Source organism: Cyanobium sp. HWJ4-Hawea (assembly GCF_024345815.1).
In the GTDB taxonomy this organism is placed as follows: Bacteria; Cyanobacteriota; Cyanobacteriia; order PCC-6307; family Cyanobiaceae; genus Cyanobium_A.
In genome coordinates this window covers 1-11,380 of the sequence record NZ_JAGQBV010000062.1, presented here as the reverse complement: position 1 = coordinate 11,380, position 11,380 = coordinate 1, and the positions used below count along the sequence as shown (strand labels likewise).

Genomic DNA, 11,380 nt, shown 5'->3' with positions numbered 1-11,380 from the left:
GCCTGTGAGCGGGGTACTGGGGAGGAGGTGGTCATAGGAGGCCAGCAGGTGTTGGGGGATTACGGGATCAGGCAGGGCGGTGCGGCGCGGCGGCACCCGAAAACGCTGCTGCAATCCAGACAGAGAACGGGTTTGCCGCTGCTGCGCCTGCTCCAGGAAGGCGAGCACCAGCTCAAAGGAGGCCACCCGCACGGCCACATACAGCGCCTCGACCATGAGCCGGGCTGCAGCATCACGGTCCCCGCCAGCGAGTAGGTGTTGCCAGAAGTTCCACCAGTGCTGGTCGGGGAAGAGGTGGCGCTGGTAGAGGCAATGGAGCAGGGCCCTGGGCTTGGTGCGCAGGCCATCGATCAGATGCTCCAGATCGATGCACCAGGCCCTCGGGCCATTGCTACCGCTGCTGTAGAGGCGGGGCAGCTGGCAAACCCAATCGCTACCCAGATAGACGATCAGCCGGTCATGGTGCAGTCGCACCGTGACCTGGCGGCCGATCAGGGTGGGTGGCAGCGAGTAGATCACCTGCCGCACCTCAATTGTGCTGGTGCTCCGCACCCGCACTGTGAGCAGCTCGTAGTCGGCAAAGCGAAAGGCCGGCAGGCGCGCCAAGTGTTCGAGTTCCTGCTCGTGGCGCCGCTGACGCGGAGCATTAAGGGCACTGAACACCTCGGCCAGCAGCTCGCCGTATTCGGCGGGTTCCTCGAAATCGCAGCTGCCGCGCAGGATCAGCTTCTGCTCTAGCCGACGTTTCACATGGCCATGAGGCGCCTCGATGATGCCGTTCTCATGGGCGATACCGCGGTTATTGCGGCTGGCGGAAAGGCCGTAGTGGGAGCAAAGCGCCTGGTAGCGAGGGGTGATATCGAGGGCATAGCTGCCATCGCGGTTGCGGCTAGCGGCCGAGAGCCGATCGGTGCGTAGCTCCCGCGGCACACCACCACAGGCGGCCAAGGCGTTTTGCAGGCCCTCTGAAAGAGCCACAAAGCTTTCACCGCAATGGATTACCTGGCCGTAGGCCCAACCACTCCAGGCCAGGCGGTAGTGGAACAGCAGATGGGGAAACGGTTCTCCCCTCAGGGTGATCTGTATACGTTTGACCTTGGTGAAGTCGCAGAAACCGATCTCACCGGGCTGATACGCCAGCGGGAACATCACCTCAGGAGCCGGGCCATGCAGCGCCTTCCAGTGCTGTACCCGCCGCTGCAGGGTGCGCTTGAGCGAACTCCAGTCCTGATAAGGCTTTTGCTCCTGCAGGTGTTCCAGCAAGGTGGTGGGTGTCAATGCCGGGTGGCGTTCCAGCAGCGGAAGGAGCAGCGGATCCCACACCTCAGCCAACGGGTCTGGACGCCGCCTTCCACGGGGTTTGGCGGCTTTGGGTTGTAGGCGGCCTGAATCGAGGCGGTAAGCACTGCTCACCGAGATGCCCGCCGCTGCGGCAGCCACCTCCTGGCGGCTGCCAGTTCGTCGTTTGGACATGTACAGTGCAACCTGTTGTGCGGTGAGGGGAGCTGGCATGAACCGGTGCCCTGCGCATGGCAACCGGATTCAGATCAACTCCTCCAGAGCGGTCAACCTGTTTGGCGCAACCCCTCAACCAGATTGTCGTCGGATACCAGGGCTCGACATGCGTCGGCAACGCTCTTGCCTTGGGCAATGAGCTGCTCAGCTGTTTTGAGCTTGCGGATGATCTGCTCGGGTGTGTGGCGGGTTCGTTTCATGGTGAAGTCCCCGGCCCAGTCTGGCCGGATGAGGACTCTCACTCACGGTGGACCAATTACAAGGGGCCACGTCAAACCAATTGCCATACACTCAAAACCCAAAAAACCGCGAAAAGCATTGCAGCAGCAGCCCCCCGCCTGCCTGCAACAATACATAATCAAAGCTTAACTATCGGAAGCCTCTAAAGGGCGGGTGGGCAAATAAACTAATATACGTTTGACGGCACTAAGCCGGAAAGCAGCCCTAACCAAAGCCTAAAAGCGTTCATTATGAACAATTCCTCTTTTCTTAAGCTGGCTTTTTCGCTCAGCGCGCTAGCTGGCCTTGCCTCTCCAAGCCTTGCTCAGGTTTCTACCGGTCTTCAGCAATCAGCCTTTGGTGGTACCGTCAATGTATCTACTGGAGCATTAACTCCAGCAAGTACTGGTTTCTCAGCTCTCTCTACAGTTGGTGCTACTACTACAACAAGCACCGTCACCGGTGGTGTTGAGACCGTATCCGGAATTACCAAAACAAGCGGCTCTGGCGGTAAAGTAGGTACTTTTCAAGCTAGCCTAAGTGAGGGCGATCAGCAACGATTTGCCGTTGGCACATCAACCAATATCGGCGTTAACGCTTCATCTTCTTCTACAAGTGATTATCAAGTGAACAGCAACGCCACTTTTGGCGTTGGGAGCAGCAGCCTAAGGCAAACAATTGGCACAGCTGGTATTTCACAAACATCTCAGGCAAGAGAACAGGCTTCTAGCAGTTATGCTGATACAAGTGTTGGAAGTTCTTCCAGCTCTTATTTTGAAAAAGCAAAGAGAGAAATTGCAACTGATGCAACCTCATCGAGTCGTTACAGTTGGTGGCAGACTGGAATGGCAACTCAATCCTATGATCAAGCAACCACTAACCAAACCACTAAAACAGCAATTGAGACTAACTATAGTACCGCTTACGGAAGCGCTAAATCTGAATACTCATCTTCTGCGTCTTCAGCCGAAGCATCAAATGGTGTAATCAGTGGCTCATTTGTGTCCAATTCCAAAACAACAACAACCCCTGCTGGAGATGAAGCAAATAATCAGGTTACTGTCAAAGGGATTGGCAATACAGCTAGCGTTAACGCTATGAGTAATTCCAACTTTAGTTCAGTTGTTTCTCCTAGGTCTGGCACACCCGCTGCAGGGTCATCAGGTACAGCATCTGGCAGCGCTGGAGCAAACGTAAGCAGCACCGCATCAGCTGATGCAGCTGCTACAAAGTTCTCTAGTGTATTTATTCAGTCCTATTGATTGCTTCCACACTTAGCACTACGCCCCCTGATTACTCAGGGGGTTTTTTATGTTCATTCATAAACGGCATACACATGATAAATCAATTTCGAAACACTTCATCCACCCACTTCAGGCTCTATTAATGCGAATAAGTTTTAATAAGGTATATTCAGTTGTGCAATTGTCAGCAATGTGCACACTGCTAACACTCTATACCGCACAAAAGCCAGCCAATGCCCAGCACAACAGCCAGTCAGCTGTAGCCCATCAGCAGATACGAAATCACATAAAAACCAACAATATAAAAGCCGCCCAACTCCTCATCGATGCATTGACAACAAAAAGGAAAATAGATGCTGACCTATTCTTTCTGCAGGGTCGGGTATTTCAGGAGCAAAAGAAAAATACTGATGCATTGCTTAACTACACAACAGCGATTTATCTGGAACCTAAAAAGGTAAATGCCTATATAAATAGAGCACTTGTTCGAGGCGCTCTGCTCGACCTTGAAGGTGCCATGAAGGATCTCAACCAGGCCCTAGCCATAGAGCCAAGAAATCAAGATGCCTTGCTCAATCGTGGTGTCACATTAGCAAGCCTTGGCAAGCCCAAGCAGGCAATTGAGGATTTGAATAAAGCCATTAAAATCAACCCTTCGTTCGCAGATGCCTATCTAAACATTGGTATTGTTCATCACCTCTTGGGAGAAAAAGCAGCAGCATGCCAGAACTGGCAGCAGGCAACGAGGCTTGGATCTGCTGAAGCAAGACGTTCAGAAGTGGCAGAATGCGGTACAGGTAGCCAAGCTCAATGATCAGCATGTGCTTAACGTCACATGTAAATAGCCTGTAAAGATTCAAGTAACGGCACCGCGGCAACGCTATTCTGATAAGATAAAAGGGATGGTTCGTGACCGATGCGTCTCTCTCCTGTTTTCCTGCTGTTAGCGATCGCGTTTTCAACAGGTCGCTCAAACGGACAGCAACTCCCTACGCTGACGACTCCAGCGAAAGGAGATACCGTTAATATGTCCATACAAAATGGCACTAGATCATCCCTAAGCTTTGGATCATCTACAAGCATGGGCACTTCAGCCTCCCTATCCGCAACGGAAGGCACAAGCTCTACTGCCACTGGGTCTATGGCACCGGCTACAGGAGCACTAATTAAATTTACTATTGGTGTAGCTAGCCAAACAGCTGGGAACACATCTGCAGTGATAGATAACCTACGTGTAGAGACGACAGATTCAAACAAGTCAGCTGGCAATGCTCTACTAACAGGTGTTCAAAGTGAAGTCAATATGCCTATAGATGCATCAAAAACATCATTTGGAGTAAGGACAAATACACTACATAACTCCTACGGAGATCAGGGTGCGCATGGTGCTTCTATTGTTACAGGGAATAGCAATGCAAACGCCAGCAGCAATTCATCATTAAACAGCAATACCAACGTAGATATCAACAGCACCCAATTCACATCTGTTTTTATGCAAGCTTTTTAACTAGAGATGAAAAAGCTAGGCTTAAAACATCCCATTCCGCTGCAATTCGTAATATACGTTTGTGGTCTGTTTATTCTCTTGCCTGCATATTCACAAATGACCCCTGGGCTCCAAGAGACTCGACAGAGTAGCAGCAATCAAAATACTTTCTCATACCGCATCCAGACAACCTATGGTACATCAACATCCGCACAAGTAAGCGGAAACATGAAAGCCGAAACTGAAGCAGTACTTCGTCTAAAGTCTGGTACAAAAGTAACCAATAAAATTGGTGATAATAATGGTAATGCTTCCGCAGTGTTTGTTGCAACTCCTACAGGCGGCAATGTTGCTCTTACAGGAATAACCGGGGAAAACATGTTCTTTGTCGATGACGGTACATTTTTTCGCTCAGCACTAACATCTGGAGATTCTCAAGGCTCATCTGGAATCAGTACTGGAAGTGCCTCAGCGACTGCAACCCATACCACAACTGTTACCGTAGAAAAAGGCTCAACAGAATATCAAAATTACTTTCAACAGACATTTTAATTCTTATGCCTAAAATTTATCAAACCTATATTAGCTCCATTGCTAATTTAGTTAGTATTGGTATTTGTTTTAGTTTTGGCCTTGCCATGAATCTTGGTAACGCTGAGGCCCAACAGTCTAATAATAGTTCGTCTCTAACAAATTCTGCCGCACCATCTGCATCATCAGTAACGACTGGAGGTACAAACATAAATTACCAGACCAACAACGCATATAACAATGAAATGGGTTTCGCTCCTGGCGTTTTTTGCAGAACACCAGCCCTATACATCGGGGGAAACTGGGGTCAAAATTACTTAGATGCTTTTGATCCAGTTCAGCAAAGCGGTAACTCCACTGAAAACTATTCGATTACTGCTGGCATTGTAATGCCTTTCGGTTCGCAAATTATTGATTATTGTAAGCAATTAGCATATGCTACTGCTAAGGATAGAGAGGTTTCTTCTCAGCTTTCTATGCTCCGTACCTGCGCTCAGCTAGTAAAGGAAGGACTCGTTGTTGATCCGGTCAAGTTTCCACTTCTAAAGCCGTGTATCAACGAAACAACCAGCAATAATATTTCTAGACCCCAGATTAAATCGCCCGCATCTAGCACCCCAATGAGGCAGGAACCAGTACTTAAGCCTAAAACGTCAAGGGTACTGTGATTTGCTTCGACCAAACAAGGCTTTTAATCAGTCTTTTTTATTTTTCTTATTAATGTTTACTTGTCTGCCGGTTTTCGCTCAAAACGATTCACCAGGCTTACAGGCTTTTTCCATTTACTGTACTAGCAACATGGATGGCACAGGCAAATGCACACGTGTAGACAATAGTGAATCACTCACATGCATTGCCATACCTGGTCAAGTAATAGCCTGTCGCGATAAGAATAAATCATTACTGGAATGCGTTCAGTATGGCTTAATACTTTCCTATCAAGCTCAATTCTCATGCCTGCCTGCTGCTGGAAATAGTTCTTACGATGAAATGCTTGATGATACAATCATCTTAAATAGGCCAGCCAAGCTCACCAAGTCAGAGCCGGGCAAACCAATTAGAATACAAAATCCATTTAGTAGTCAGGAAGATCTAGGCGAATCTGGCGACAATCAAAATGTCTTTAATAATGCCTTTTAATTTTCCTTGGCTTAGACGACGTTTCACTCTTCAAATAGTCATAACCTTGAAAATACTATTTCAATTATCTGCCCATGCTCAGGTCGACCCATGCTTACCAAGCGATCCCTTAGGAGAAAATCCTGGCAACCTCTGTATCAATTTTCCTCCCTACGGCATGAGCATTAACTCCAATAGTTTCAGACAAGGCTACGCTTCTGAAGGATATTTCGGATCAACCGTTGGCCCTAGGCAGCCTGGCGTTCTGATCGAGCCGAAACATCAACCGCGAACACCCATAGATAGAAACTCTCAAGGCAATGGATACTGGACGTCGATTGAAGCATCAAATAGTCGCACTACAGTTACTACAAATAATGGCAAATCATGGACACTAGAAGTTAATACAAAGTAATTAATTTAGTGTTTAAGTGCCGAGTTGGTCCCCACGTCAGTCAATGTATGGGCCAAGGCATCAATGCGTTCGGCCAGCTGCAGGTCGAGGTTGGAGAGGCCGCCGATGTCGTGGGTTGTCAAGTTGATGCTGACCCGATTCCAGACATTGCTCCACTCGGGGTGATGGTCCATGGCTTCAGCGACTAGGGCCACCTGGGCCATGAAACCAAAAGCCTCCACAAAGGAGGCAAAGACCAGCTTTCGATGCAGCTTGCCTTCTAACAACTCCCACTGGGTCAACATGTTGGGAAGGACCGCAATTTCGTCGGGGCTGAGGGCCCTAGCTGGCTGGCGATGGGTGCTCATGGTTCCTGCTCCAAGGCCAAATCATGCAGTCTGTCGATCAGTAAATCCAACTCCGTATCGCCGGCATCGTCATCACTTTCGGCTCCGAGCGCCTGGGCCCCAAAACGGCGCTGCACCTCTGCAGCAAGACGGTGGGCGTTGGGGCGGGCCAACAGGGTCGAGGTGGATGGGCTTTTGGCCTCGCCAATAAGGGCTCCATGGAGATCCTCAACCAACTGGCGCAATTGAGCAAGATCCTGGCGAATGGCTCCGAGTTCAGCTTCCAGATTCATGGGGAAAGCAATTCTGGGAAGGCCAAAAGGGCCATCGTCTTTTCCAGACTCGAGCCGAGGGCCCGCAGCTGCACCGATGATGATTCGGATTCAGAGGCCTGATCAATTAGGAGCACCAGGCGACGGATCTGGGCCAACAAAATCTGGCTAGACCTATCCTCACCCACAACCAACTTGGTTGGGCAGTTACGAAGGAATGCGGCTGGATCCTGGCGATTTTTAGCAATGCTTGCAGCCCGATCGGCCAACCTTTGGCGATCAAAGGCAAAGACCAGGGTCATAAAAAGGGAAGAGCACTGGGAGTGGAAATCACCAGCTGCATCGCTAACCAAGAAGGCCTGGCCCTCACCCACCCCAAAATGCCAATGCTTGTCATAGGTGGTGGTCGACCCCATCCAAGGCAATACTAAAGAAATGGAGCCTGGATTACTGCCTGGATAGGTGGTAGCAACAGCCCCATGAACCACCGCAGAAGCAGCAACATCACCAAGATTCACAAACGAGGATCGATGTAGGAACTGTTTTTTAGGTGCTATGGGCTCGTAATCCTTCAAGGCAATGGTCCGGCCAATATATTCGGCACAAAGTTGCCAATCGGTTTCAGAAACAGAAACCCGATTAAAAAAGGGCAGTTTGGCCGTTCTTACTTGATCAGCAGAAGTCATACGTTCATGCCCCATTAGCAGTCAACATTCGCAGTCGCCATTGGCATTGAAAGCTCCAGCTCGGGGCATTGGCCACTTAACAACAGGGCCTGGTTAATCAAAGCTTCCCGGAGGATATCAATGGCAGGTTCATCCTGCAATGGGCTCAAAACATGCAGGCCAATGCGCAGGGATACGGGCAACTTGATATCAAGGGCCACCTTATCGGATGAGCCATGGAGAGTGAGGCGGGTGCCATAGAAAACAGCCTGATTATTGGGCTGTAGGCATCGACCAATAAGCCGGGCATATTTGGTTGCCGATTGCTCCTTTGGCTTGGAAGGAAAGTCCATTGCTTTTAGCCGCTTATCAATGCTTGGGTAGTGGCTGCGCATCGGTGCCAGCCTGGGGAAGGGATCTAGGTCGTCGGTGCAAATATTTTTCTGCTGCGCGAGGGGATGGTCTCGATTTACGGTCAAACAGAGGGGGGTTTCAAACAACTCATTAACATGGATGCTCGAATCTGCTGCCGGGTCAGGCTGGTCCCCAATTGGGCCAATCCAGGCATCAATCAGACGATCCTGCAGTAGGGCCGATGTGAAGGGTGAACTAATACGTTGAAACAGGCCCTTATTCCAACCGCCATCTGAAAATTGGTTTAGGAATGCCGCCACCAGAAGGGATCCGTCAAAACGCAAGGGCGATCCACCAAGGCGCCTGTGCAACTGGTGCACCTCTCGCTGCATCTCCAACAAACGAATCCCATTCCCCTCAACAAAGTATTCGCCAGATTTGCGACCTAGGGAAACACCAAAAATCTCACACACCTGGCGTGAACGCCGCGAGATACTGCTTTGGTGAGTCTGGCAAAACTTGGCAGCGGCACTGCCTGAGCCCAGCCAAATCATTGTGTCTAGGCAAGCCAAATCCTCGGGGCTAACCATGTTGCTGGCTCACAGGCAGGTCCAAAACTTGGCTCGGTGCATAGATCATGCGGGCTTTTTGAACCAGCTCGGCCACGTCAACGGGTTCCGCAGCCATCGCTTCTCCCCTCTCAACGGCCCTGTAGTGGTCAGCCACTGACCAGGCCGCCGTCGCGCTGTCGGATGAAAAACGTGGAATCAAATGCAAGTGCAAGTGACGAGCCCCTTCTCCAAAACCAATTATGTAAACCCGATCGCATCCGGTCAACGTCTTAACCAGTAGACAAGCCCGCTGCACCTCGCTGCCCCAGGCCAATGCCTCCTCCGGCTCAAAATCCCCAGGCCCGCCCAGGTGTCTCAGGGAATCGAGTAGCAACCAGCCAGGCAAGGGGGACGGATCGGGATGGTGGCGCAACAACCACAACCGACTGCGGCCAATTTCATATCGCGTGCAGAGCTCGGCATCGCCATGGGCAGCACATACGCCGCAGCTGTCAGCTGATTTCATGGGCGACCTCATTCGCCCATCAGGTGCAGGTTGAGCCTTCTCTGGTGGGGCCTTGCGCGGTGTTCCCAGAGGTAGACAGCCTGCCAGGTGCCGAGCAGCAGGCCACCTTTTTGGAAGCTGAACTGAAGAGAGGTGGCCGTAAGGGCCGTGCGGATGTGGGCCGGCATGTCGTCTGGGCCCTCATCATCGTGGTCATAGGTCACAAATTCCCCCTTGCCATTGATTGGCGAAAATCCCCTTTGGGGCACCAGCGCCCGCAAATAGGCAGCCAGATCGCTTAAGACCCTTGGATCAGCATTTTCGTTGATAGTGAGGCTGCAGGAAGTGTGCAAACAAAACAAATTGGCCAATCCAAAATTCAAACCACTTGTCCCAATTGCTCGATTTATATCGCTCGTGATATCAGTAAATCCTTCGCCCGTGGTTAAAAGAGTTAGTTGTTGCAGACTTTGGGCCAAGGCGCTGTGACGCTCCTTAAACAGGTTTAGCATTGTTAGCAGAGTCGAGCTGGCCCCAAGGCCCTGCTGAGATGAACATTCGCCCCAAGAGCAAGCCCAGAACAGCTAGTGCGAATGGCCTCGCGCGCCTGGCCTCACTGGTTTCAGGGGCATCCCTGATCGCCTTGGTGGCTGGCATCAGCGGCCCACCCGCCCAGGCCCAACGAGTAGTGCCGAAGCTCGGCACCCTTTGCCCCCTGGGCTATGTGGACACCTTCAACGGCAAATGCAGCACCCTGGGCTTGATGACCTACACGGTGCAGCCCACTAACGGCCAGGCTTGCCCCACGGGTTGGGCAAACGTGGGAGGTGGCTACTGCCGTAAAAAGATCTAAAAGCGGCGCCTTAATTGGGCGATAGCCAGCTGGGTTTCCCTCAAAAACAGCAGCACCGAAGCCATCAGGCAGGCCATCGCCAAGACAAATAGGGGGGCAACAACCAAGGTGAGATCGATGGCGGTCACCGCACTCAGAAACACGATCGCCACCACCATCGCCACCAACAGGATCGTGACGGTGGCGCAGACAATCGCCCTCATTACCAGAGAAATACGGCGCTTTTGAACCTGCAGTTCCTGGCGACCATCCCTGGATTGATGGAGCGGATCATTGAGATCCGCCTCCTGAAGGCGTCTGGCGCGATCAACGATGCGGTTTAGCCGCTGGCTGAGCACATTGAGCAGGCCGCTGATGCCAGCCAGTAAAAAGACAGGGGCCACCGAAAGCTGAATGGCCCGGGCCAAGCCCTCCATGGGAGCTGAAGGAACCACGACGGCAAGCAGCATGGTGGTTTAGGGCGAAGACCGTCCGGCAAACCTACCCGTACTGCCTAGCCAGATCTTTTGAATCCCAGCAATAGAAAAGATGACGGCGTTCGACCAGCTCCACCAGCACCTGCACCAGAGCCGCCTGCTGGGCTCGATCAGCAGCGCCCTCTATTACGACCAGAACACCGTGATGCCCCCTGCAGGGGCCGATTGGCGCGGTGAGCAGCTGGCCCTACTGGCCGGGCAGCTGCATGGGCGCCAAAGCAGCACCGAGTATGGGGAGTTGGTGGCGGCAGCAGAGGCCGAGCTCAAGGTTGATGCGGCACCAGAGCAGCGCCGCAACCTGGAGCTGTTGCGGCTGGAGCTGGAGCGCCAGCGCTGCCTTGATCCAGCCCTGGTGACTGCCCTGGCTAGGGCCCAGTCCCGCGGCAATGCCGTCTGGCAGGACGCCCGCGCCCGCAACGACTTCCCAGCCTTCGCACCGGCTCTCGAGGAGTTGATCGCCCTGCGCCGCCAGCAGGCCAACCAGCTGGCAGCAGCTGAGCCAGTTGAGCGCAGCCCCTGGGAAGTCCTCGCCCAGCCCTTTGAGCCGGATCTGAACAAGGTGCGTCTGGAGGAATTGTTTGCGCCCCTGAAAGAGCAGTTGCCGCCACTGCTGGAGCGGGTCGCCGCCGCAGATAAACCTCAGCAGGCCGCCAATAAGCCAGCAGAGGCCACCGATTTATCTGAGGCCCAGCAGGAGCAGCTCTGCAAAGAGCTTCTCGAAGGCTGGGGTTACGACGGCAGCCGTTGCCAGCGCTCCCGCTCGGCCCACCCCTTCTCCTGCACCCTCGGCCCCCAGGACTTCCGCATCACCACCCGGATGGTGCCCGGCCAACCCCTCTCAGCCTTCCT

16 protein-coding genes and 1 pseudogene are annotated in these 11,380 nt (G+C 52.4%); 8 read left to right on the top strand and 9 right to left on the bottom strand.

The window, feature by feature from the left end; all coding sequences use genetic code 11:
- Positions 1 to 1,473: IS21 family transposase (gene istA, locus KBY58_RS11500; protein ID WP_255004461.1), on the bottom strand; the 1,473-nt coding region annotated here is incomplete at its 3' end.
- A 92-nt stretch (positions 1,474 to 1,565) separates the two neighbouring features.
- Positions 1,566 to 1,715: a hypothetical protein gene (locus KBY58_RS11495; RefSeq protein ID WP_255004460.1), complete on the bottom strand. Its 150-nt coding sequence runs from the start codon at positions 1,713 to 1,715 to the stop codon at positions 1,566 to 1,568.
- Between the two features lie 270 nt (positions 1,716 to 1,985).
- Between KBY58_RS11495 and KBY58_RS11490 the strand changes: the two genes are divergently transcribed.
- The 6 genes from KBY58_RS11490 to KBY58_RS11465 all read left to right on the top strand — a co-directional run bounded on the left by KBY58_RS11490 (position 1,986) and on the right by KBY58_RS11465 (position 6,135).
- Complete coding sequence (locus KBY58_RS11490; RefSeq protein WP_255004458.1) at positions 1,986 to 2,996, top strand: hypothetical protein; 1,011 nt, start codon at positions 1,986 to 1,988, stop codon at positions 2,994 to 2,996.
- Between the two features lie 49 nt (positions 2,997 to 3,045).
- Positions 3,046 to 3,792, top strand: a complete 747-nt coding sequence (locus tag KBY58_RS11485; protein ID WP_255004457.1) for a tetratricopeptide repeat protein — start codon at positions 3,046 to 3,048, stop codon at positions 3,790 to 3,792.
- 267 nt (positions 3,793 to 4,059) lie between these two features.
- Positions 4,060 to 4,485, top strand: a complete 426-nt coding sequence (locus KBY58_RS11480; RefSeq protein WP_255004455.1) for a hypothetical protein — start codon at positions 4,060 to 4,062, stop codon at positions 4,483 to 4,485.
- 207 nt (positions 4,486 to 4,692) lie between these two features.
- Positions 4,693 to 5,016: a hypothetical protein gene (locus tag KBY58_RS11475; protein ID WP_255004453.1), complete on the top strand. Its 324-nt coding sequence runs from the start codon at positions 4,693 to 4,695 to the stop codon at positions 5,014 to 5,016.
- A gap of 5 nt (positions 5,017 to 5,021) precedes the next feature.
- Positions 5,022 to 5,663 (top strand): hypothetical protein, encoded by a 642-nt coding sequence (locus tag KBY58_RS11470; protein WP_255004452.1) that lies wholly within the window; start codon positions 5,022 to 5,024, stop codon positions 5,661 to 5,663.
- Position 5,664: 1 nt separating this feature from the next.
- Positions 5,665 to 6,135, top strand: coding sequence for a hypothetical protein (locus KBY58_RS11465; RefSeq protein WP_255004451.1), 471 nt, complete (start codon positions 5,665 to 5,667; stop codon positions 6,133 to 6,135).
- Between the two features lie 399 nt (positions 6,136 to 6,534).
- Here KBY58_RS11465 and KBY58_RS11460 read toward each other — a convergent pair whose 3' ends face one another.
- The 6 genes from KBY58_RS11460 to KBY58_RS11435 form a co-directional block, all read right to left on the bottom strand.
- Positions 6,535 to 6,876, bottom strand: coding sequence for a 4a-hydroxytetrahydrobiopterin dehydratase (locus tag KBY58_RS11460; RefSeq protein ID WP_255004450.1), 342 nt, complete (start codon positions 6,874 to 6,876; stop codon positions 6,535 to 6,537).
- Positions 6,873 to 7,148, bottom strand: a complete 276-nt coding sequence (locus KBY58_RS11455) for a hypothetical protein (protein ID WP_255004449.1) — start codon at positions 7,146 to 7,148, stop codon at positions 6,873 to 6,875. Before KBY58_RS11455 ends, KBY58_RS11460 begins: the two co-directional genes overlap by 4 nt.
- Entirely contained in the window at positions 7,145 to 7,543 is a 399-nt protein-coding gene (locus KBY58_RS11450) for a hypothetical protein (protein ID WP_255004448.1), read from the bottom strand. Before KBY58_RS11450 ends, KBY58_RS11455 begins: the two co-directional genes overlap by 4 nt.
- Before the next feature lie 284 nt (positions 7,544 to 7,827).
- Entirely contained in the window at positions 7,828 to 8,736 is a 909-nt protein-coding gene (locus KBY58_RS11445) for a hypothetical protein (protein WP_255004447.1), read from the bottom strand.
- Positions 8,729 to 9,223, bottom strand: a complete 495-nt coding sequence (locus tag KBY58_RS11440; protein WP_255004446.1) for an HIT family protein — start codon at positions 9,221 to 9,223, stop codon at positions 8,729 to 8,731. The genes KBY58_RS11445 and KBY58_RS11440 overlap by 8 nt, the downstream gene beginning before the upstream one ends.
- Positions 9,224 to 9,231: 8 nt before the next feature.
- A complete protein-coding gene (locus KBY58_RS11435) occupies positions 9,232 to 9,714 on the bottom strand; it encodes a secondary thiamine-phosphate synthase enzyme YjbQ (RefSeq protein ID WP_255004445.1) in 483 nt (160 codons plus the stop codon).
- 38 nt (positions 9,715 to 9,752) lie between these two features.
- Here KBY58_RS11435 and KBY58_RS11430 point away from each other — a divergent pair, with 38 nt between their 5' ends.
- On the top strand, positions 9,753 to 10,055 hold the full coding sequence (locus tag KBY58_RS11430) for a hypothetical protein (RefSeq protein WP_255004444.1): 303 nt from the start codon (positions 9,753 to 9,755) through the stop codon (positions 10,053 to 10,055).
- On the opposite strand, the gene KBY58_RS11425 is transcribed toward KBY58_RS11430, so the two are convergent.
- Positions 10,052 to 10,504 carry a DUF2721 domain-containing protein gene (locus KBY58_RS11425; protein WP_254933432.1) on the bottom strand — a complete coding sequence of 151 codons (453 nt, stop codon included), beginning with the start codon at positions 10,502 to 10,504 and terminating at the stop codon, positions 10,052 to 10,054. The two genes, KBY58_RS11430 and KBY58_RS11425, sit on opposite strands and share 4 nt — an antisense overlap.
- Before the next feature lie 79 nt (positions 10,505 to 10,583).
- Between KBY58_RS11425 and KBY58_RS11420 the strand changes: the two are divergent.
- Positions 10,584 to 11,380 (top strand): annotated as a pseudogene (locus tag KBY58_RS11420) (carboxypeptidase M32); the annotation flags it as partial.